General features: G+C 35.3%; 25 protein-coding genes and 1 other RNA gene. 15 read left to right on the top strand and 11 right to left on the bottom strand.

Features of this window, described 5'->3' with window-relative positions:
* The first annotated feature begins 732 nt into the window (after positions 1–732).
* Both P177_RS04880 and ppgK read left to right on the top strand, forming a co-directional pair.
* Positions 733–1,038: a hypothetical protein gene (locus P177_RS04880; protein WP_036152405.1), complete on the top strand. Its 306-nt coding sequence runs from the start codon at positions 733–735 to the stop codon at positions 1,036–1,038.
* A 135-nt stretch (positions 1,039–1,173) separates the two neighbouring features.
* Positions 1,174–1,923, top strand: coding sequence for a polyphosphate--glucose phosphotransferase (gene ppgK, locus P177_RS04875; protein ID WP_036152403.1), 750 nt, complete (start codon positions 1,174–1,176; stop codon positions 1,921–1,923).
* Between the two features lie 76 nt (positions 1,924–1,999).
* On the opposite strand, the gene P177_RS04870 is transcribed toward ppgK, so the two are convergent.
* The 7 genes from P177_RS04870 to P177_RS04840 all read right to left on the bottom strand — a co-directional run bounded on the left by P177_RS04870 (position 2,000) and on the right by P177_RS04840 (position 7,764).
* Positions 2,000–2,899 carry a DUF6503 family protein gene (locus tag P177_RS04870; protein ID WP_036152402.1) on the bottom strand — a complete coding sequence of 300 codons (900 nt, stop codon included), beginning with the start codon at positions 2,897–2,899 and terminating at the stop codon, positions 2,000–2,002.
* Between the two features lie 34 nt (positions 2,900–2,933).
* Positions 2,934–3,722: an SDR family NAD(P)-dependent oxidoreductase gene (locus P177_RS04865; RefSeq protein WP_036152397.1), complete on the bottom strand. Its 789-nt coding sequence runs from the start codon at positions 3,720–3,722 to the stop codon at positions 2,934–2,936.
* A gap of 294 nt (positions 3,723–4,016) precedes the next feature.
* Complete coding sequence (gene typA, locus P177_RS04860; RefSeq protein WP_036152395.1) at positions 4,017–5,819, bottom strand: translational GTPase TypA; 1,803 nt, start codon at positions 5,817–5,819, stop codon at positions 4,017–4,019.
* Between the two features lie 106 nt (positions 5,820–5,925).
* On the bottom strand, positions 5,926–6,111 hold the full coding sequence (locus P177_RS04855) for a hypothetical protein (protein ID WP_036152393.1): 186 nt from the start codon (positions 6,109–6,111) through the stop codon (positions 5,926–5,928).
* A 115-nt stretch (positions 6,112–6,226) separates the two neighbouring features.
* Entirely contained in the window at positions 6,227–6,472 is a 246-nt protein-coding gene (locus tag P177_RS04850; protein WP_036152392.1) for a hypothetical protein, read from the bottom strand.
* A 51-nt stretch (positions 6,473–6,523) separates the two neighbouring features.
* Positions 6,524–7,108, bottom strand: a complete 585-nt coding sequence (locus P177_RS04845; protein ID WP_036152390.1) for a hypothetical protein — start codon at positions 7,106–7,108, stop codon at positions 6,524–6,526.
* Positions 7,109–7,197: 89 nt separating this feature from the next.
* Positions 7,198–7,764: a hypothetical protein gene (locus P177_RS04840; RefSeq protein WP_051941716.1), complete on the bottom strand. Its 567-nt coding sequence runs from the start codon at positions 7,762–7,764 to the stop codon at positions 7,198–7,200.
* 83 nt (positions 7,765–7,847) lie between these two features.
* Between P177_RS04840 and kdsA the strand changes: the two genes are divergently transcribed.
* The gene (kdsA, locus tag P177_RS04835) at positions 7,848–8,666 is read left to right on the top strand and encodes a 3-deoxy-8-phosphooctulonate synthase (RefSeq protein WP_036152389.1); all 819 of its coding nucleotides are present in this window, start codon (positions 7,848–7,850) and stop codon (positions 8,664–8,666) included.
* Positions 8,667–8,724: 58 nt separating this feature from the next.
* Here kdsA and P177_RS04830 read toward each other — a convergent pair whose 3' ends face one another.
* Together P177_RS04830 and P177_RS04825 are read right to left on the bottom strand one after the other, a co-directional pair.
* Positions 8,725–9,192, bottom strand: a complete 468-nt coding sequence (locus P177_RS04830; RefSeq protein WP_157486459.1) for a hypothetical protein — start codon at positions 9,190–9,192, stop codon at positions 8,725–8,727.
* A 67-nt stretch (positions 9,193–9,259) separates the two neighbouring features.
* Entirely contained in the window at positions 9,260–9,634 is a 375-nt protein-coding gene (locus P177_RS04825) for a DUF1801 domain-containing protein (RefSeq protein WP_036152385.1), read from the bottom strand.
* An 88-nt stretch (positions 9,635–9,722) separates the two neighbouring features.
* Between P177_RS04825 and P177_RS04820 the strand changes: the two genes are divergently transcribed.
* Positions 9,723–10,625 carry a phospholipase A gene (locus P177_RS04820; protein ID WP_084684633.1) on the top strand — a complete coding sequence of 301 codons (903 nt, stop codon included), beginning with the start codon at positions 9,723–9,725 and terminating at the stop codon, positions 10,623–10,625.
* Between the two features lie 20 nt (positions 10,626–10,645).
* Here the strand turns inward: P177_RS04820 and P177_RS19330 are convergent, their stop codons facing one another.
* A complete protein-coding gene (locus tag P177_RS19330; protein WP_051941715.1) occupies positions 10,646–11,629 on the bottom strand; it encodes a helix-turn-helix domain-containing protein in 984 nt (327 codons plus the stop codon).
* A gap of 122 nt (positions 11,630–11,751) precedes the next feature.
* On the opposite strand from P177_RS19330, the gene P177_RS04810 reads away from it, so the two are divergent.
* The 10 genes from P177_RS04810 to P177_RS04765 all read left to right on the top strand — a co-directional run bounded on the left by P177_RS04810 (position 11,752) and on the right by P177_RS04765 (position 20,953).
* Positions 11,752–14,043: a TonB-dependent receptor gene (locus P177_RS04810; RefSeq protein ID WP_245233003.1), complete on the top strand. Its 2,292-nt coding sequence runs from the start codon at positions 11,752–11,754 to the stop codon at positions 14,041–14,043.
* A gap of 85 nt (positions 14,044–14,128) precedes the next feature.
* Positions 14,129–14,848: a DUF4198 domain-containing protein gene (locus tag P177_RS04805; protein WP_036152382.1), complete on the top strand. Its 720-nt coding sequence runs from the start codon at positions 14,129–14,131 to the stop codon at positions 14,846–14,848.
* Between the two features lie 9 nt (positions 14,849–14,857).
* Positions 14,858–15,190, top strand: a complete 333-nt coding sequence (locus tag P177_RS04800) for a hypothetical protein (RefSeq protein ID WP_036152380.1) — start codon at positions 14,858–14,860, stop codon at positions 15,188–15,190.
* 1 nt (position 15,191) lies between these two features.
* Positions 15,192–15,491: a hypothetical protein gene (locus tag P177_RS04795; protein WP_036152378.1), complete on the top strand. Its 300-nt coding sequence runs from the start codon at positions 15,192–15,194 to the stop codon at positions 15,489–15,491.
* A complete protein-coding gene (locus P177_RS04790) occupies positions 15,491–17,053 on the top strand; it encodes a PepSY-associated TM helix domain-containing protein (protein WP_036152376.1) in 1,563 nt (520 codons plus the stop codon). Before P177_RS04795 ends, P177_RS04790 begins: the two co-directional genes overlap by 1 nt.
* Before the next feature lie 220 nt (positions 17,054–17,273).
* Complete coding sequence (locus P177_RS04785; RefSeq protein WP_036152374.1) at positions 17,274–17,909, top strand: hypothetical protein; 636 nt, start codon at positions 17,274–17,276, stop codon at positions 17,907–17,909.
* 21 nt (positions 17,910–17,930) lie between these two features.
* Complete coding sequence (locus P177_RS04780; RefSeq protein ID WP_027064736.1) at positions 17,931–18,221, top strand: winged helix-turn-helix domain-containing protein; 291 nt, start codon at positions 17,931–17,933, stop codon at positions 18,219–18,221.
* 54 nt (positions 18,222–18,275) lie between these two features.
* Positions 18,276–18,728, top strand: a complete 453-nt coding sequence (locus tag P177_RS04775) for a Coq4 family protein (protein WP_036152373.1) — start codon at positions 18,276–18,278, stop codon at positions 18,726–18,728.
* Between the two features lie 127 nt (positions 18,729–18,855).
* Positions 18,856–20,256 (top strand): DUF4153 domain-containing protein, encoded by a 1,401-nt coding sequence (locus tag P177_RS04770; RefSeq protein ID WP_036152371.1) that lies wholly within the window; start codon positions 18,856–18,858, stop codon positions 20,254–20,256.
* Positions 20,257–20,560: 304 nt separating this feature from the next.
* Complete coding sequence (locus P177_RS04765) at positions 20,561–20,953, top strand: ribosomal maturation YjgA family protein (protein ID WP_036152369.1); 393 nt, start codon at positions 20,561–20,563, stop codon at positions 20,951–20,953.
* 14 nt (positions 20,954–20,967) lie between these two features.
* On the opposite strand, the gene P177_RS04760 is transcribed toward P177_RS04765, so the two are convergent.
* Positions 20,968–22,173, bottom strand: coding sequence for an NAD(P)-dependent oxidoreductase (locus P177_RS04760; protein ID WP_036152367.1), 1,206 nt, complete (start codon positions 22,171–22,173; stop codon positions 20,968–20,970).
* Positions 22,174–22,349: 176 nt separating this feature from the next.
* Here P177_RS04760 and ssrA point away from each other — a divergent pair.
* Positions 22,350–22,749: a transfer-messenger RNA gene (ssrA, locus tag P177_RS19625) on the top strand.
* Positions 22,750–22,790 lie beyond the last annotated feature (41 nt).

Here is a 22,790-nt window from a genome sequence, read left to right as displayed (position 1 = left end):
ATACCCCAAGCTTCTTCATCTTCTACCTGAACCGAACCTCTGTAGAACTGTCCTTTTTGATTGATCCATCCGTTATCGACCAATCGCAAATATTTATCTAATTGATATTGTTTTAACCGAGAATGATTGTGGCTGTTATCCCATAATTCATCTATGGTTGTATAAGCCAAAATTTGACCTAAATAAACATGATTGCTTTTACCCAAAGCAATTACTTCATCTTTATAACGTGCATGCTGCACACCAGGACCAATATTGTCTGGGCAAGGATCTTTTGGCTGACGAATACTACCATCGACACAAAACCATCGAATATCTTTATATGGACCTCGAGTATCACTTTTATATTTCTCAACCAATGTCTGAACATTTTCAACCGCTAAAGGTGATTGCGCCTGAGCACTATGAACCAATGTAAAAAGCCCACAGACCAATGCAATAAAGAGGGTATTTAAATTACTTTTTTTCAATTGAATTATATTATTTTATTTATCAAAGGTACTATCAAATATGATTATTTAATTTGCTAACATATAATTATTTTAAATACAATAATGTAAAAATACCTAACTGAATTACAGAAGGTTAAGATTTAAAAAAAGATTCATAATAAAATGATAAAATTATTCGTTATTCAACTAATTAGATTTCATTTGTATCAACTTTTTAAGTGGATAAACAAGACTTAAAAAAAGGACAAAAAAAATCGATAATTAACTTAACAAGAAAAAAATGAAATCACTTTTAATTGTATTGTTCGTAGCAGTTTCTTCTTTAACTACTTTTGGACAGGAAACGAGTACCATGAACGGAACTTACGAGGGCTATATCGATGGCGCTTATGTATTTTCTGATGACGAAGGTTACAAAACAGAATTCAATAATGTAACCAGTGAAGTAATTGCGGAATATGACCTAAATGGTCAAAAATTTGTTGGTAGGCAGTTCTCTATAACTTTCACAGTTGATTCTGAATTGGATGAAGATGATGAAGAAATTCAAGTAAGCACGATTACCGGCTTGCTCATGCCTATATAAAAACATCAAGGACCTAAAAAGGTCCTTTTTTTATGCCTTATAACGAACATAAAAGGTAAAAAAAATGACAAATATAATCTCAGTTCAAAGAGCCGAATCTTTTTCGTTTCTTTGTAATTCATAACAAAATATAAAATGACTTTACTAGGTATTGATGTAGGTGGTTCTGGAATTAAAGGAGCGTTAGTTAATTCTGAAACCGGAGAAATGATTTCTGAACGTTTTAGAATACCCACTCCCATACCTAGAACCCCAGAAGCAATGACCGATGTAATTGCCCAAATTGTGGACCACTTTGACTACAAAGGCAAAGTTGGCTGCGGTTTCCCTACCATAATCAAAAATGGTGTTTGTAAAGCAACCGGTAATCTTGACAAAAGTTGGTTGGGCGTAAATGTCGAAGAAATATTGGAAAAGAAAACCGGACTCGATTTTACCGTTATCAACGATGCAGATGCAGCAGGCTATGCCACTATGAATTATGGTATAGGAAAAGGTGAAAAAGGTTTTGTTGTAATGATTACCATAGGTACCGGTCTAGGTAGCGGTGCTTTTTTAGATGGTAGGTTGATTCCTAACTTTGAGCTAGGTCAAATACCTTATAAAAAATATTCTAAAATTGAGAAATGGGCAGCTGGATCAGCTAAAGATCGTGAAGGTCTATCTTATAAAAAATGGGGCAAAAGATTCAATACTTTTTTAGAGTATGTGGAATTGATCGTATCACCAGACTTAATTATTCTTGGCGGTGGTGCTTCTAAAGATTTTAAGGAATTTAAATCTAGAATAAAAATAGACACAAAAGTAATCCCTGCCGAACTACAGAATCATACAGGTATTATTGGTGCAGCCGTGGCATCGCAATACAAAATAACTAAGAAGTAAGGCTTCATTATAAATCAATAAAAAAAATCCCAAAGAGAACTTTGGGATTTTTTTTATACTGAATAGTAAACGATAATTACTCTAAAATTTTTGCCCCCTCCGGAACATCAAAAAAGTCTTTTGGTAAATCTGATTCAAAAGACACATCTGTGAAATCAATTTTAGTAATATAGTCACCTGGTTGATTGTCCTTAACCGTCCAGTACGTTTTAAAACCGCCCGGCATGGTAATACCATCTACAGTTTGCTCACCAACAAATTCAGTGAATTTTTCTGGGGCATGACCGCCATCTTTAAAATACTCTGGGTAAGAAACAATATATCTCATAACCGCAATTTTATTCGTCTCTTTATTAACATACAAAATGTAATAGTCATCTGGCGCATCACCGGTACCGGCAGCAAACGTAACCTTTACAGCATTGTAATCTTGACCTTTAAAGGTTGTAGGCTTTAACAATTCTAAGCTAACCCCTTCCCCACTTAACACAAAAGGATGCCCAACAAACCATAATGGTGTCAAGGCCCAGAACTTTGTATCATAAGCAAATGCTGTACTGTCCTTAGCTTTTACCCAGGCTTGTTCACCTGTCCAACCAAATTTCGCAGAACTATCCGTCGCGCTTGTATGTACAGATCTATTGCTCCATGTATCTACTGTTTGGTAACTATCTCTAGCAGTTTTACCATTTAAAGGCTGATAATTGAAACGAAAGGTAATTGGTCCATTAGCATACCAAGTATCCAATCCGCCATGTGCTTCCATAGCATTCCAAATAACTTTTCCTGCTTCAGTGCTATTTAGTCTTTCTTTTGCTTTTGAAACTCTAGAAGACACCCAAGAATCAGGGTAAGCAATTACATTGGTTTCAGCAACCACTTCTTTAGCGGTTTCATTTGTTTTTTTAGGAGTTTCTTTACAGGATACAATAACTGCAAGTACTAATAATAGTGATAGTTTGTAAAGTAGTTTCATAGTTGTTCGCCGTTTATTAATTTCCCAGTATAGATTATACGGCTTTATGATCTAAACTGGCCATTTTACGTTCCTCATAATTCTCGGCAACCTTCTTATCCAATTCTGCAGGTGCTTCAAAATTCAAGGTATTTTCCTTCAGTCGTTCTTCACCTCCAAAAATAACTTGAATCTCTTTATTAAATAATCCTTCAAGTGACCTCTCTGCAACATATTCAGGAGCATCCATCTTTCTACCTTTAAATTTCTGCATCATCTCAGTATCCGTAGCTGTAGGAAAAGCACAGGTAACCGATACTTTAAAAGGTGCCAATTCTCTTCTCATAGAGTCTGAAAACTGACGTATAGCTGCTTTGGTGCTCCCGTAGACCGCATAGAAAGGCATACCTATTAATCCTAGTCCAGATGAAATATTCAAGATATAGGCATCTTCAGAAAATTTTAAAAGCGGAATACAGTACTTGGTCAATAACATTACAGCGGTAAGGTTTACAGCAACCTGATCATAAAGGTCTTCATCTTGTATATCTTCTAAAGGACCAGCAGCCACAATACCCGCATTATTTATCAATATATCTAAATGACCCCATTTATCTTCTATACGTGCAGCAGCATCGCGTAAAACCTGAATATTAGCTATATCACCAGCAATGCGAATAAAATTTACTTCTGGATAAGATAACGATAAATCTTTTAGATTCTTTTTATCGCGTGCAATGATCGCAATATTAGTGACTTCATCTTTGATGAGCTGTTGGACCATGCATTTTCCAATACCCCGAGTACCTCCGGTAATGAGTACATTTTTCCCTTTTAGTTGCATAATAATGTTAGTTTGAGTTGTGATTAAATTCTACTTTAAATTAGATAAAATTCTATGTAGAAACGAAGAAAAATGCAGGATGAACGCATTATTAAGAAAGTAGGAAAATCTATCATAATTTTTTGCATATTTCTTAGTACGATGGCACTAATTAACATTATATCAACCCAGTAAAGACTTTAAAGATTTTACTTTCAAATGAACTTGAGAGCACTACAAACAAAAAAAACCACCTAAATAGGTGGTTTCTATATCTAAAAGCAAAAAAAACTCCTAATGAAGGAGCTTTAGTACTTATGCTATTTTATTACGCTTACGATCATTCTCCGTCAAATAGATTTTACGTAAACGTAAAAACTTAGGAGTAACCTCAACGTACTCATCTTTCTGAATATATTCCAATGCTTCTTCTAAAGAAAACTTAATTGCAGGAACAATCTTAGCTTTATCATCAGCACCAGAAGAACGAACGTTAGATAATTTTTTAGTCTTTGTAATGTTAACGGTCATATCATCTCCACGAGAGTTTTCACCAATAACTTGACCTTCATAGATATCTTCACCTGGATCAACAAAGAACTTACCTCTATCTTGTAATTTATCAATAGAATAAGGAATTGCTTTTCCTGTTTCCATAGAAACCAAAGAACCATTTTGTCTTTGTGGAATATCTCCTTTCATTGGTTGATACTCTAAGAAACGGTGTGCCATAATAGCCTCACCAGCAGTAGCGGTCAACAATTGATTACGAAGACCTATAATACCTCTAGAAGGGATGATAAACTCACAAATCATACGCTCACCTTTAGCTTCCATACTGGTCATTTCACCTTTACGCATAGAAACCATTTCAACAGCTTTACCTGAAACAGCTTCTGGTAAATCTATAGTCAATGCTTCAACCGGCTCACATTTAACACCATCAATTTCTTTGATGATAACCTGTGGCTGACCAATTTGTAATTCGTATCCTTCACGACGCATTGTTTCAATTAAAACTGAAAGGTGTAATACACCACGACCGAATACTAAAAATTTATCTGCACTATCCGTTTCGTTTACACGTAACGCCAAGTTCTTTTCCAATTCTTTTTGAAGTCTATCGTTGATATGACGAGAGGTAACGAATTTACCATCTTTACCAAAGAACGGACTATCGTTAATGGTAAACAACATACTCATTGTAGGTTCGTCAATTGCAATAGTTTTCAATGCTTCTGGGTTTTCAATATCAGCAACGGTATCACCAATCTCAAATCCTTCCACACCAACTAAGGCACAAATATCACCAGTTTCAACTTCTTCAACTTTCTTACGACCAAGACCTTCAAAAACATATAATTCCTTGATTTTTGATTTCACGATAGAACCATCGCGTTTTACCAAAGAAATTTGCTGATTTTCTTTCAAAGTTCCTCTTTGTAATCTACCGATAGCTATTCTACCAGTAAATGAAGAGAAATCTAAAGAGGTAATCAACATTTGAGTATTTCCTTCTTTTGGTTCAAAAGTTGGAATATGCTCAATTACCATATCCAATAATGGCTCAATGTTTTCAGTTTCATTCTGCCAATCTGTACTCATCCAGTTGTTCTTTGCAGAACCATATACTGTAGGGAAATCTAACTGCCACTCTTCAGCACCTAATTCGAACATCAGATCGAAAACTTTTTCATGTACTTCTTCTGGAGTACAGTTTTCCTTATCTACTTTATTGATAACCAAACAAGGCTTTAAACCAAGATCGATTGCTTTTTGAAGTACAAAACGTGTTTGTGGCATAGGACCCTCGAAAGCATCTACCAACAACAAAACACCATCTGCCATATTCAATACACGCTCAACTTCACCACCAAAATCGGCGTGACCAGGAGTATCGATAATATTTATTTTCGTGTCCTTATATATAACGGAAACGTTCTTAGAAGTAATGGTAATACCACGTTCTCTTTCCAAGTCGTTATTATCCAAAATTAAATCACCTGTATTCTCGTTTTCACGAAACAAGCTACAGTGGTACATTATTTTGTCTACCAAGGTTGTTTTACCGTGGTCAACGTGCGCAATGATCGCAATATTTTTTGTAGTAGTGGACATAAAAGGTCTTATTTAAGCGTGCAAAGATACTTTAAATAATAATAGCCACACTTAAACTTATGTTATTTTTATCTTATTGATTTTGAGAGAGTTCTATAAGTCTGGACTACTTTTTTCTACCACCAATCACCCAACCTAGTCTTATATCTATTAAAATGCCCGCATCTACATAAAACTCATCGGCAAAAATACTTGGTCCAAAAGCCAATCCCCAATAAAATCCCTTTTCGTACGTACGCTGCATACCATAAACAATCGCCGCGTTATAAAAGTAGTCAGAAGCATATTCCAAATCACCTATAATTGGCGTTCCAAATTGAAGCTGATTTAAAAATGCAACGTAGTTACCCGTATTGCCAGATATATTCTTTCCTTTCTACAATCTTTTATTAAAATTAACGTATTGCCTAACGTCTTGCCTCTAGACCAGGATAAAGTCCAAAACTGGTCTCCCTATCTGAGCCTCCATTAAGTGCAAAACCTAAAAACGCCTCTAAGGTCAAGGTAGTTTTATCGGCGACCCCTACTTCATAAGATACACCTGGCGCCAGCAAGTTGATTTTAAAAAGTCCGTCTTCCACTTGTTTGTTAGACTGTGCGTTTACATAAAGAACCGATAAAAGAATTGCTGTTAAGCAGCTAATTTTTTTCATGAGTGTTTTGGTTTGATTTTATCAATGATGAATATCAAATATCAGACCATATTAATCAAACGTAGGTTTTCTAGATTTTCGTTTTGTCGCTACCCAACCAAAATTAACATTCAGCAAAAAACCATGTCCACTATCCAAAGTTTTTGAGTCAAAATAACCATATCCTACTTCTGCATTTATATTAAAGCCCTTTCTATTGGTACGCTGTATACCGTATACTCCGCCATAGAAAGCAAAGGCATAATCAATATTTCCATCCGTGATATTATCAACAAACTGCACAGGTTCCCAAAATACACTACGTGCAGGACCAATATAATTCGCAGAATTACCAATTACATTTTTATTTACATCTAAGCGTTCTTGAAAATTATGGTAATATCTAATTCTGGTATGCCAAGCATAACCTAAAGTATAGCCTTCCTGATATCTAGAAAATGCTGGAGTAAAACTAGTTGACGCGCTTACATTTTTAAAAAGACCTAATTCATATCGAATACCAGGACCTAATAAGTTAATTGTAAATTGATGTCGCTCAAGGTTTACCAGTCCGTTGCCTTTTTCAGAGAAATCTCTAATCTGAGCTTGCGTTACCGTGACGGTTAAAAACAGAAGAATTACCGTAATTTTTTTCATGTAGTTTGATTGATGTTGCAACTAAAACTACATGTTTCTAAAAACTTAATCACTAGATTTAATGAAATATTAAGAAAATACTTACGTAATTAACGACCTACACACCAGCGCTTTTCACTTATGATAAACCCGATGCTCAAATTAGCTACTGGATAAATTCCGCCTTCAAATTGTCCGTCATAATAAGCTGCACCTACATCTACAGAAAAGTTGAATCCAGAATCAAAACTACGTTGTATACCAGTCACCAATCCGGCATAACCGAAAGCCCCTTCTACATTTTCATTGGTAATAGTTCGTGAACCCGGAAAGAATACCGCTACAGCAGGTGCCACATAATTAGCAGAATTACCATAGATCTGTTTTCTTTTACGCTGACGTTTTTCAAAATTATAGTAGTACCTATATTGACCAGCTATTGCAGGAAAAATTCCAAATTCACTATAAACATCTGGCAATAATGGGTCCAAAGCAACTTGAATTCCCGCTTTTATATCAAGGGTAGTATTGGTACCCAAAGCCATTTCATATTCAAGACCGGGATTAAGTAGATTGATCTTCACCTGCCTAAGTTCACAGTTTTTACCAAACTGAGCATGAACATTACCAGCAAAACATATCAGCAATATTAAAATAAGAAACTGTTTGATTTTCATTTCGATTTGGGGTTTCGACAATCTTATCTTAATAGAACAGTAAGCTTCTTAAAATAGTATCTTTGTTTAAAAATATTCGACGAATGAACCTATCCTTAATACCCCAAATAAAACATACGGACAGTAATAACTTCTTTCTACTTTCAGGACCATGTGCCATTGAAGGTGAAGATATGGCGATGCGCATTGCAGAACATATTATTACTATTACCGACGAGCTTAAAATTCCTTATGTATTTAAAGGAAGTTTCAAGAAGGCAAATCGTAGTAGATTAGATTCATTTACCGGTATTGGAGATGAAATGGCATTAAAAATTCTAAGAAAAGTTTCTGAAACTTTTAAAGTACCCACAGTAACAGATATACATACAGAACAAGATGCTGCCATGGCTGCAGAGTATGTAGACGTATTACAGATACCTGCATTCTTAGCTCGCCAAACAGATTTAGTTGTTGCTGCCGCACAAACAGGAAAAACAGTCAACATCAAAAAAGGACAATTTATGAGTCCTGAGAGTATGAAACATGCCGTAAATAAAGTTACCGAAACTGGTAATGAGCAAGCTATTATTACCGACCGCGGCACCATGTTCGGTTACCAAGATATGATTGTAGATTTTAGAGGTGTACCCACTATGAAACAATATGCACCTGTGGTTTTAGATGTAACGCATTCGTTACAACAACCGAATCAAACTTCTGGTGTTACAGGTGGTAGACCAGCTATGATCGGTACTATGGCACGTGCAGGTGTTGCTGCAGGTGTAGACGGACTTTTTATAGAAACTCATTTTGATTGTGCCAATGCAAAAAGTGACGGAGCCAACATGCTGGATTTAGGATTAATGAAAAAACTGTTGACAGATTTGGTGGCGATTCGAACAACTATTAATGAACTATAAAGCATAAAAAAACCAAGTGTAGCTCACACTTGGTTTTTCTGTTTTTATTATTAAACTTTTATTGACAAATTGGAACGGTAAAGGAACCTTCAAAGCTACTGCCTTCAGCAATGTCGTTAGAATTACGCTCCAATTTTAATTTACCAGAAACTTCTGTTTCAGTTAAAGAAGTAATCTCCACTGTTCTATCTAAATTGTTAAATGGTGTTTCATCATTTTTAATATCAACAATATTGATATCCGTATACACCCCAACACCAACAGGAACCGTAAAACTAATTCTTAAATCAAAATCACCTATAAAATCTTCACAGGTAGCACTTACATTGGTAAGATTGATATTTAAAGCCTCTTCATCATCAAAAGTAATCGTATCAAAAGATTTACCATCTACAAAAGTAAAAGACTCGCCTTGTAATATTCCAGTTAGGGGTTGGTCTGAAATTCCAATTTCTCCAGAATCTTCATCATTTGAACAGCTAACCAGAAATATACATAACATTGTGATTGATAAAATTTTTCTCATGTGAAAATTATAAAGGTTGAGTTTATCTAACGGAGATTAGCCCTATAAATTATCAAAAGTTTAATTATCAGCCTTCTCGTTTATAAAATCCGTTTTTACGGACAGCATAAGCATCCTGTAAAACATCCACTAGAATATCGTTATCAATATCTTCAAGGGTAGTATAACGCAAGGAACGTACTACTTTTCTATTTTCAGAAATTAGTACGTTCAAATGTTTTGTAAGGTGTGCCGAGTTCCAAAAAGCAATGTCAACAAACTTCTTTTTGTGCGATGCATTCAAATAACAAATGGGAGATTTACCAATATAAAAGCAAGGAATATTCCATTTAAATTTAAGTTCAACCTCTGGCAAAGTCGTTTCAATCATCATTTGCAAATGCATTAAAATACTTTTATAAGGTTCTGGTTGATTGAAAATATAATTCTCAGCTGGTTTCATAATTAAATCGATTGTATTAACTTAAAATACGAATACATTTACTAATACGCATCCAAATATATAATTTTACCATCTCTAAAATTTATTGATGTTACATAAAACAACAATCTTAATATTTGCTTTTATAACAAGTATCGGTTCTCAATGTTTTTCACAAGAAGATCATGATCACAATTGGTATTTCAACAATAGTAAAAGTCTGACCGAATTATGGGAACTAGACGACGAACACCATCGTGGTAATTTTATACTTACCTCTTACAAGCCCATTTATATGAGCCTAGCCAAATACTCCACTAACCCAAACGAGTTTCCCGTAGCCGAAAATTCAGATAAAGTCTTAGATGATCCCAATAGTTTAAATGCTGTGGAAGCAAAGTTTCAGATCAGTTTAAAAACGAAGATTTTTCATAATATGCTAGGCGGTCATATGGACCTTTGGATGGGCTATTCTCAGACCGCCTACTGGCAAATTTATAATACCGAGCGATCAAGACCTTTTCGTGAACTTAATTACAAACCAGAAATTATTGCCAATTTCCCGATAAATTTCCCCATACTAGGTTTTGATGCAAAAATGGTGGGTATTTCGGTAATACATGAATCTAACGGTCAGTCAGACCCTATTTCTAGAAGTTGGAACCGTATTGCCCTCCACGCCGGGTTTGAAAAAGGCAACTGGCAGGTAATGCTGAAACCTTGGTTACGCCTAGGTAGTAAGATTGATGATAACGAGAATATATCCGATTATATAGGGCGTGGTGAAGCCGATGTTGCTTATGATTGGGGCAGACAACGCTTTAGAGCCATTGCCCGACATTCCTTAAATTTAGGAGATAAAAGTAGGGGTAGCTTACAATTGAACTGGTCTTTTCCTATTCATAAAAACTTCAATGGCCATGTTCAATTCTTCGATGGATACGGAGAAACTTTAATCGACTATAACCATAGGCAAACTACATTGGGTATAGGTGTTTCATTGATCAACTAACACACGAGTATTACCAGTAATTAAACGCTAGTTTTAAATTTTTTAGGTGAAGTGCCTTCTTGACGCTTGAATGCGGCAGAAAAATGAGTGGCATTCTTATAGCCGATCAGCTCAGCTATTTCGTAAATGGGCATATCTGTATTTAACAATAGATACTTTGCTTTTTCTATTTTTTTATCAATACTATATTCATGAACTGTAAGACCAAATACCCTTAAAAACTCCCTATTTAATACCGTTTTATTCATGCCAACTTCTTTAGCCAGATTAGCAACTGAATAATTGATTCCTAAATTTTCATTAATTAGTTTTTGTATGCACAGTAGCTTCTTTATACTAGGTTTATTTTGGGGCGTATTTTTATGATGCTCTTTTTTATAGTTCGTTACTTGAATAGCCAACATTTCAAAAACCTTTGCCTTTAAAAAAATAAGTCTAGCTGTGCCTTCAAAATTTAATTTTTCAAACGATTCTAAAATTGCCATCATCTCATTGGTAATGGGTACAACCAAATTATCATCTATAAGCTCCTTCAATTTAAGATCATTAAAAAATCCGTGCTTAGACAAAAATGCGGCAGACAACCTTACTTTAATTTCTTTATAGGTTTTATTACCTGTAATCTTAGATGTACCGTGAAACGACTTAATATTCGCCATATAGGAATCACCGTTCGCAAGAAAAATATCCTCACAATTGGCAACGGATACTATACGCTCCCCTTCGATCAAAAAAGTAAGTTGCACAAAGTCTACCGTTAGTTTTTGCTTTAAGACTATATCTGCTTTCAACCTTAAAAATAATGTTGATATGATGACATCCTCAAATTGAATTTCATCTATAGTACCCTGACCATAACGTTCCTTTATGCGATACACCTTGTGGTCAATATCATCATCTTTATTTACCTCGGTACAATCTGCAATTTCACTATACAAATTGTCTTTCGACTCAGATAAGTCAACAATCTGTACATCTGTAAAATTGCGTCTTTTTTTTACCATTTTACGTCATTTCTTATCCAAGACTTGGTTATAAATTCGCATCAAATTTATTTAGACTAATTAAAAATAACAAACAATACATGAAGAATCTTTATACTATACTACTCTTACTAATCTGCTCAATGAGTACGTATGCGCAGTCTGGAAGCCTGTCTGGGTTGGTAGTAGATCAAAATAAAAAACCATTACCAAATGTAAATATCACTATATCTCATACCAGTTTAGGCACCACTACCAATGCCAAGGGTAAATTTGAAATCACAAATCTTGCCGTCGGTTCATATACCCTAACATTCTCGATTATGGGTCATGACACTAAACAAATTGAAGCGAATGTAGTTGCGAATAGAATAACCGAAATACGTACGGTTTCATTACCAGAAAAAAGCGAACAATTGAACGAAGTTGTTGTTAAAGGGCATCATAATAAATATGCCGTTAAAACACCCTCTTCATCATTACGGCTTAAAACAGAGGTTGCCAAACTTCCACAAAACATACAGATCATAAGTAGCGAGCTTCTTCAAGACCAACAAGCTACCAGTATCATGGACGGGGTAATCAGAAATGTGTCTGGTGTAACGATGCTAGAACATTGGGGTAATTTTGCTAGGGTAAATATGAGAGGTTTTAGATTACCTGCCTTTAGAAATGGTTTTAACGTGCAAGATTCATGGGGGCCATTATCTGAAGATATGGCTTTTGTAGACCAAATAGAATTTGTAAAAGGACCTGCAGGTTTTATGATGTCTGCCGGTGAACCTGGCGGATTCTATAATGTGGTAACCAAAAAACCAACTGAAAAAACCATACGTCAAGTTTCTTTTATGGCGGGTAGTTTTGACAATTACCGTGCTACATTGGACCTTGGAGGCAAAGCGACCGAAAACGGAAAATTATTGTATCGTTTTAACGCCATGTACCAAACATCTGACAGCCACAGAGGAAATGAAGATGCCGAACGTTATGGCTTTGCCCCTGCCCTTACCTACAACCTATCAAAAAAGACATCCGTTACGGCAGAACTAAATGTACAGCAGGCAGAAAGCTATATGGGTGCCGCATATGTTTTTGCTCCAAACGACGATGGTTATGGTAGTTTGGACAGGGACTTTAAATTTACCGATAATAACTACCCAGCATCCGACATTCAAGAAGTCACTTTCTTTGGTACTATAAAACATGATTTTAACAAAGACTGGAGCTGGGAGACAAAGTTCGGTTCTTTACGCTATGATCAAGTAGGAAATTCTACTTGGGTATGGTCCTTAGAAGAAAATGGAGATGCTGTAAGGTATATTAGTAATTGGGATGCACTATCCGTTGGAAAATATTTTCAAAGTTACATTTCCGGAGCATTCAATACCGGTGGTATCACCCATAAGCTACTTGGAGGGTTTGATTACAGCCAAAAAGAATACTGGGCAGATTTTAACCAATTTGCCATTACCGATACCGAACAACCCTTTAATATTTACAACCCCGTTTACGGCAATACCGAACTGCCTGTTTTTAACAAGTCGGTTCCTGTACAATACCGCGACGATATTTACAATTATGGCAGCATTAACCGTTCTGTATACCTACAAGATGAAATCGGATTTTTCAATGACAAAGCCCGCTTAACACTTGCAGGTCGATACACTTACCTGTTCACTAGAGGTAAAGACGAAACAGATTCAAAAGTTACCCCACGTATTGGTCTTAGTGTAGATATACTACCAACCTTAACCGCGTACGGACTTTATGACCGCTCATTCATTGGGCAAAGTGGTGTTAGTTTCACCGGTGAAGCTTTTGACCCTGTAGACGCAAATGATATTGAAGGAGGTTTAAAAAAGAGCTTTTTCAATGGCAGATTAAGAACATCTTTAGGTGCCTACCAAATTACCAAACAAAACGTATTGGTTACCGATCCTGAGAATCCGAATTTCTCTATTCAGTTAGGTGAAATACAATCAAAAGGTATCGAGTTTGATTTGCAAGGTGAGGTTACACCAGAGTTAAATGTGATTCTGAACTACGCCAATACGAACGTAGAAATTACAGATGATACCGACCCAGAAAATATTGGTCTACGTGTAGCTGGTCATGCCAAACACATTACCAACGGATGGTTAAATTATAAATTCGCTGACACCTCTAAATTACACGGTTTTGGTGGGTCATTGGGTTACCAATACCAAATAGACCGATCTACATGGTCTTGGGGTGCAGACAATGAGTCTCAATTACCAGATTACTTTAGGCTAGACGGAGCTTTATCTTGGAGCAATGATAAATTGAGAGTGCAACTTAATGTTAATAACCTGTTAGATGAATACCTGTATTCCGGATCAAATTATGCCACTTACCTATACTGGCAGTCTGAACCCGGTATCAACGGTAGGGTAACAGTAACCTATAATTTCTAAAGGCATTATAAACAATTTTTGTTGAGTTAGTTCAAATTGGTTATCCCTCAGTTTTACTGAGGGTGTAACCTTAAAATAAAAAATTATGAAAAGAATAATCATTACACTCGCCTTATTGGTATTCACCGTATCGCCAATGTTCGCCCATTACCTATGGCTTGAAACAGACCGTACAGGAAAATTAGAAAAAGAACAAGAAGTTAGGGTCTATTTTGGCGAATATACACATGGGGTCATTGAAAAAGTCAAAGGAGAAAATTACCCCTCTGTTTCAAAGTTCAATTTGTGGCTTATTCATCCAGATGGTACAAAATCAGCTTTAAAGACCTCTCCAAAAGAAAACTTTTATGTAGCTCACTTTACCCCAAAAACCAATGGAACATATACAGTTGCTTTAAACAATGACAACATTGAAGTTCTGGATTATACGGAGTGGGATTTCGGAATTTTCAAGACTCACTACCAATCTACCGCAAAAGTTCAGGTAGGTAATAAAATTAGCGATACCAAAACCTTAAATGAAGATGGTATAGTCATTAAAGAATTGGCAAACGAAGATGATGAAATTAAACTACAAGTATTATTCAGGGGAAAGCCATTAGCAAAAAATGAATTTAAAATATTCGTTTCAGATCTATGGAGCAAAACCCTAGAGACAGATGAACATGGTGAAGTAAGCTTTGCCTTGCCCTGGAACACCAAATATACTATGGAAACTACTTTTGAAGAACGAATTCCTGGTACGTACAATGGCAAGGACTATGAATTTGTTTGGCACTGTGCTACGTATTGCATTAACAATTAAATAAAACAGATGATTACCATAATTCTAATACTAAGCTTTACAGGTTTCTATTTGGGCTATGCCACAACAAAAAGACAAAAAGTACCTGTACACTTATATATTGAAAACTGGTGCCAACAGAAAAGTAAAGCAGCAAATTCTTTAGGTTATGTTTTGCTGCTGTTTGCCTGCTCCCTAACCATATATCAATTTGGTTGGGGTTCAGGTATTTTTACTTTTACCATCATCTTAATGACCATAGCAAGCCTCATTATACTCTTACAACCCTTGCATCTAATGACCTATAAAACACTAAGCCCAACTTTTGTACTCATATTCCTAATGGAATTTTTATTTTTTTAATATGCCCGCTAATTCAAAATACCTGAATCCGTCTTTTTGGCCACGCTTTTCAAAAATTACCGCCGCAATTATAGGTGGCTTTATAGTATCTATTCTTTTCCACTTGGCAATTGCAAGTTGGTTTGACCATGTAAACGTAATTATTACAAGTACCTATAGTTCGTTGATACTTTGGATAGGGTTAATGATTATGGCGTTTTTAGCTAAAAGCGGATGGAAAATTTGGGGTATCTATATACTTATATCCATCATTTTGGCAATAGTAATATTTTATGGTAAAGCATTAAATCCACTTGTATAATGAATAAAAGAACTTACAATATTTTATTTCATTTACATACGGTTAGCGGCATTGTTATTAGTGTTGCCCTTTATGTTATTTTCTTTACCGGTTCATTTGCATTCTTTAGAGATGAAATCGCAAATTGGGAACGAGGGCACACCGTTGAAGTAGCAGAAGAAATACAGCTAAATTTTGATGAGACATTTCAAGAAATGTCTAACGAAAAAAGCCTTTACAGTAGAGATATTGAATTAAAACATTATTACAACGAGCAGAACATCGGAGTGAATTTAGGCGCATCTAAAGACACCCTGCTTTCGAAAGAAAAAGCTGCTCGTTCTTTTTACTATCTGAATACCAAAGACAAAACTACAACAGACTATGTAAGCTCATATTCATTAGGTGAATTTTTATACAGACTACATTTTTTTGCACAACTACCTCACCCTTTCGGGTATTATTTATCAGGATCCGTTGCTTTCTTTTTCCTCTTCGCCTTAATAACAGGTATCGTAGTTCATTGGGATAAAATTATTTCTAATTTCTATGTATTCAGACCAATGACAAAATTGAAAACGGTATGGACAGATGCGCATACAGCTTTAGGGGTTATCGGTTTTCCCTTTCAATTTATTTATGCTGTAACCGGTACGTTCTTTATGCTAAAAGTGCTTTTAATCGCCCCAACAGCACTGGCATTATATGATGGTGATGATAACAAGCTATATGAAGATCTGGAATATACGCATCCAGAATTTGAGTTCCAAAACACTCCTTTAAAAAGTCCGGTTAGCATTAACGCATTGGTACAACAGGTGAAAGAAAACTGGAAAGGGTTTAAAGTAAATGAGGTTCATATTTTCAATTATGGAGATACAGGTATGCATGTATCGGTAAGCGGAAATTTAGACTATAAAGATAAAATTAATGGATACGGCTACACTATATTCAATGCTGCCGACAATAGCATTCACAGTGTTAAAGACCCAACTAAAAAAACATCGTATTTAGATACCGTTAAAGGTATATTCTATAGGCTTCATTTAGGTGATTATGGTGGATACGGATTACGCATTATATCATTTATACTTGGTTTAATAGGATGCTTTGTTATACTAAGCGGAGTACTCATTTGGTTAACTGCACGCAACAAAAAGAACGTACCGCCCAAGAAAAAGAAATTCAACGAGGCAGTAGTACGTTATTATTTAGCCATATGCTTAAGCCTTTACCCAATAACCGCGCTTTCATTTGTTTTGGTACAAGTAATTAACCCTGCGGGGATGAGCTTATTGTATAAATTTTACTTTATTGGTTGGTTATTGATTACCATCTTCTTCATTATTAAAAAGGACAATTATTTGACCAACAAATACACCTTGCTTTCCGGTAGTTTAATAGGTTTAACTATACCACTGGTAAATGGTTTCTGTACGGGTAATTGGATCTGGGTAAGCTACGCAAAAGGGTATGATCAAGTACTTTTCATCGATGCATTTTGGATTGTACTCAGTATTGTAGGGCTATTAATTGTCGGTAAATTAAATGTGAATGAAAAGAATAAAAAATCCAAAAATTAGCAGACGGATTATTATCTTTTAAATGGTGATATTCTGTAGTAAACACTATGTATTTAGAATAACATAGCACATTACTATTATTCCTCTTCTACCTCAATAGTTTAATAAGGTTTTATCTTAAAATTGAAACAAGTCACGACATAGTAAATTCATTTTTCCTTGTCAAAATTAGGACAGAATCAAAATTTTAAATTAACTTTGTATTTCAAAGTACTTTAAAATGGAGACAAATAAGTATCTAAACGATATTACCGAAATCAAGAATATAATGAATCGTTCTTCACGATTTATTTCATTAAGCGGACTCTCAGGAGTACTCGCGGGTATATATGCATTAATTGGGGCAGGATTTGCTTATGTTAAGCTGAAAAATACTTCAGCAGCCAATTATGAAAACTTTTCCGGTAGGTCTTCATCACTTTGGGGTTCAGATACGGTTAGCGAACTAACGTTAATTGCTATTGCAGTTTTGGTGGCAGCTGTTATTACCGGTTTTATTATGACCTTGAAAAAGTCTAAAAAAAGTGGAGAAAAAATTTGGGACAGCACTAGCAAGCGGTTAGTATTCAATTTTGCTATTCCGTTAGTAGTAGGCGGACTTTTTTGCTTGGTACTTATGCAACAAGGTATTGCTGGTCTTGTTGCTCCTGCAACGCTTATATTTTATGGTCTGGCTTGTGTTAACGCAAGCAAGTACACCATGGGCGATGTTAGATATATGGGTTTGGTTTTTATTGGAATAGGACTAGTTAGTACGCAATTTATAGGATATGGATTGTATTTTTGGGCTCTAGGGTTTGGCGTTTGCCACATTCTTTATGGTGCATTAATGTATTATAAGTACGACAGAAATTAAGATTAGCCTAGCTATTAATATATGAGTTTAATTGACAACATAAACAAAGCTTTTGATCACCGAATAAGACTGGGAATTATGTCTATTCTAATGGTGAACGATTATGCTGATTTTAAAATGCTAAAAGAGCTTTTAGGTGCTACAGATGGCAATTTAGCCAGTCATACCAAAGCGCTTGAAAAAGAGGAATACATAAAAGTGGAAAAGCAGTTTATAGGTAGAAAACCTAATACTCGCTACTCTGCAACCCCACTTGGTAAAGCGCAGTTTAAGAAGCATATTAATGCTTTAGAAAAACTAATAGGTAAGTAGTATATTTTTTTATCATTTTACTTTGAAATTCAAAGTACTTTTAAAACAACAAAAATGAGAGCAGCCATATTAGAAAAATTATATAATTGGAGTGTGGTACCCTATCAATACTTCAAAAAGAATGAAGCTTGGCAATTTAATGCTGAAGAATTAAAAGAATATCCAAGCGACTCATTAGGCTATCATATGGGCAAATTTCTTGTTGCCAACAGCTTTCAGTTACAAGAAAAACTAGAGAGTCATGATGTATTTCATGTACTCACCGGAACCGGAATTACGGTTCCTGAAGAAATAAGCATGCAGTTTTATTTAATGGGAAATGGAAAAAGAAGTCTTTACTTATTTACGGTCATATGTATTGGCTCTATGCTGTATCCGGAGTGTTGGAGGCAATTTTCATCTAAATATAACTGTGGAAAATCTGCACTACCCTTTCATCAATTAGATTTTCAAAAGCTGCTAAACCAACCCATCCAACGGATAAAGTCCACTTTTTTAATTCATTAAAATCATGATACTAAAACTATCTAAAAACTCAAAAACCCGTAAGACAGTACACTTGATTCTTGGTTAGTATCTCTTATGAATAATCGAAAAATTTAAATCATTAATAACCTTTTAAATACATCATATTATGAACGTTCATATAAAATCACTGTTATCTGCATTAGCCTTTAGTTTACTATTCTACAGTAAAAGCTTTGGACTAAATTTATTTTTAATTTCCATATTGGTAGTGGTACTTGTTTCCACACTTAAAGGCACACGTAAGGTTTCATGGGTTTATGCCCTCACTTATATTCTTACATCGGTTTTTGTATTGATCAATCCTACAGGGTTTACCATATTTGTTCATTTTATGGCATTAATGGTCTATGTAGGTAAATCTATTTCTAACCAAACATCTTTATACCTCTCATGGCTATTAGGCTTCATGAACATACTAATAGCAAGTATTTCGAATTTCATTCAAAGACAAAATTCAGTCAACGAAAAGGATATAAAAAAGGAGACGTCACCAAAATTATTTAATCGTTTAAAAGGTAGTTTTTTCGCAGGGGCATTACTCATTTTGTTTGCTGCGCTGTACAAAAATGCTAATCCTGTTTTTGAGAACCTTGTAAATCAAATCAATTTTGATTTTATAAGTATCCCTTGGGTATTCTTTACATTTCTTGGGTACATTATATTTCTTAACATTTTGCGCCCATTAGATGCACAAGAAATAATTGCGGTGGATGCATCTCAAAAAAACGAATTGAAGACTCCCTCCGAAATAGAAATCATTGGGCAAAAAAAGCAATTGGAAAGTGAGCATACCTTAGGCTCTTTTATATTTTTCGCCCTTAATTTATTACTGGTATTCTTTTTAGTAACTGATGGAATTTACCTATTCCAAAAAACCGAAATTTCTAATGCAGAATATTCGGCATCTGTACACCAAGGGGTGTATGCGTTAATGTTCTCTATAGTACTAGCCATTATACTAATTCTTTATTTCTTTAGAGGAAACCTCAACTTCTATAAAGAAAATACACAAATAAAAACACTTACATACGCATGGATCTCGCTGAACATTATATTAATTGTTTTTACAACATACAAGAACTTCACCTATGTTGAAGCCCTGGGTCTTACCTACAAGCGTATTGGTGTATTCGTATATCTACTACTTACCCTTACCGGCTTAATTACAGGTTATATTAAAGTGGCGGAAGTAAAAAGCTTTATTTATTTAGTGCGTACAAACATTGCAACTGTATTTGCTTTCTTAGTGCTAAGTGCTGCGGTGCCATGGGATAGAACAATTACGTATTTCAATTTAAGTTCACTTGAAAATCCTGATATTCATTATCTCTTGGATTTGGGAGATACTAATAGTATTCAGCTATACAAATATGCTAAAGAGAAGAGTGCAGACTATGATTTAAAAATCAGTATTAAAGATAAATACGAAGATTATATTACACAACAATCAGAAAAAACGTGGCAAGAATATACATTAGTTCAGCTTGTTCAACATAACTTAAAATGATAGCCTTATTTAAACATAAATGGAACCGTAGAATTGTGAGAGTAGTTTCATTGTATTTTCTACTCTCATCTTTACTACTGTGTATTGCCTTAATACCAAAAACAGAGTTCACTGTCATTGTAGGCATTATGCTATATCTGAGCTATATCATCGTTACCTGTATAGCTTTGATTATAATTTTGGTAAATGTACTTAGGTTTTCTAAGGCTATACAAGAGCATACCATGACGCTTATTTTACTGATTATGAATTACCCAGTAAGTATACTTTATATCTATTTAACAAACGCATAAAATTTCAACAGATGAAATTCAAATTCAACCATATCTACTTTATATACTTTCTTGCACTATTAGGAATCGAAATCTTAATTGCCATATTTTTAAAATCCGGATTTATTCGACATACGTTTGGAGACTACCTTGTAGTCATTCTCTTATTTTTCTTTTTCAAAGCCTTCATAAAGGCAAGTGATATTGCAATCGGCATTGTCACCTTATTAATTGCTTTTGCCATCGAATTTTTACAACTCACCAATATGTTAAGCTACTTTGGGTTGGAGCATTCTAAATGGGCAAATTTAATTTTCGGAAACTATTTCAGCATTCAAGATTTATTGGCATACACCCTAGGTATACTAACCGTAACAAGTTTAGAAATCAAAAAACGATTCTTGCTGAAACAACCTATAAACTAATATGAAAGGTTTAGCTATTCCTTACCATCAACATAATCCTGTAGATATGCATAACGTTCTGTCAGCTTCCCATTTTTGGTCATTCTTGCTCTTTCGAGAACGCCATCTTTATCGTCGTTGAAAAAAGCAGGAATCACATTTTTTATAAAAGCTTCTCCAAAACCTTCACTGGCATCTCTAGGTAATTCACACGGTAAATTATCTACCGCCATGACCGCAATTGCGTCAGCATTTTTAAAATCTGTCTCGGTCTCCGTTACCGAGTTATAACCATAAATAGGATCAGCAATAGTAGAAGGTTTAATAGTAGAAGCAACGGGTCCGTCAATATCACAACTGATATCGGCGACAACCTTCATATTGAAATCTTCATGTTTAGCATCTTCCCTAGTGAATAAATAAGGAGCACCTTGACCATAAAAATGACCGGCTATATAGAAATCGGTCACCTTGGCAAATCTAAAAAAGTTCGATTTATACTCTTCCGGGTGAGCGAAGAAATTGGCTTTATTGCCACGAACTCCGTCTTTTCGTTTATTGTATTCACCAGCATCTATTTGACAATATACCGGTTCATTAAAAGTATCTTCTAAATACTCGGTAACATTTACCCTACGCATACCCATACCATCTAACATTTCTCTAGAACCATTACCGACTCTGCCCCTGCCAGTAAGAAGCACCTTTATATTAGGTAATTTTAGTTTTTTTAGTTCTTCGATTAAAGCCTGCTGATCTGGAAGGTCGCTAGCCTTTGGCAATTGAAAAGCATCGTATTTGAGTCCGTATGCACGAAATCCGTTATATGCCCCAACAATACCTGCATATCTACCAAAAGCAACAACGCGTTGTTCTTGCTTGTTGGTAATAACCTCATGGTCGTACATTTCTATATTCTTCTCTAAAATAGCACGAAGCAAGTCTCTGTTATAAGGTTGTTTTTTAATGGTGTGCGAAAAGAAGAAGTATTTTTTATTAGGAATTAACGCATCAATAGGCACTTCCTTGACTCCTAAAAGCACCTCACAATCATTCATTTTGTCTGCAACCGTGATACCTAAATCTTGATAATCCGCATCTACATAAGCCCTAATTGAAGAAGGTTCTACAATAATTTCAGCCTTAGTATATATACTTAAGACTTTTTGACATGCTTTTGGCGATAATACTACACGCTTATCTGGCGGATTCTTGCGTTCTCTTATAATTCCGAACTTCATATGGGTTTGGTATAAATATTGCACTAAATTATGCAATTAGAAACACTTGGCTTAGGTCAAAATAAAAATTATATGGGATCGTAAAGTTTTGTTAGCTTTGCTGCCCGCTATTTAATAGTTGAAGTCAATTGATTTGACGTAGCTAAAATTTAGCATAGTAAGTTCTTTTACATATTGGGGCCGACCGGTTTTGACAGCGAGACCAGTTGGAATGTAAGCATGTCGAGCGCTGGGAAATAGCTCGTTAATCTCATTTTTCACACTTTTAATTGGCGAAAATAATTACGCTCTTGCCGCTTAATCTGAATCATAGTAAGATTAGCCTCGTCCCTACAAGGTAGGGAAGCGAGATGTTCCTGAATAGCCCTTGTTGATGGCGATTCTTATAGGAGCACCAGAAAAGTCAACATAAGGGTGTCCGCTCGCTTTGGCGACACCACCAAAATCTTAAGAAGATAAGTGTGTATTGGGCGGTTTCTGGTCAGGTGCACATCGAAAATTAATCAGATTCTAAGCATGTAGAAAGCATTTTAATTGCTTGTTTGGACGAGGGTTCGAATCCCTCCGGCTCCACAATCACTCACAACTGTTATGTGAATAAAAATAAAAAATCCCAT

It is taken from the genome of Maribacter forsetii DSM 18668 (genome assembly GCF_000744105.1).
GTDB lineage: Bacteria > Bacteroidota > Bacteroidia > Flavobacteriales > Flavobacteriaceae > Maribacter > Maribacter forsetii.
The sequence above is the reverse complement of the archived record's forward strand: the minus strand, read 5'-3'. Positions and strand labels throughout refer to the sequence as shown.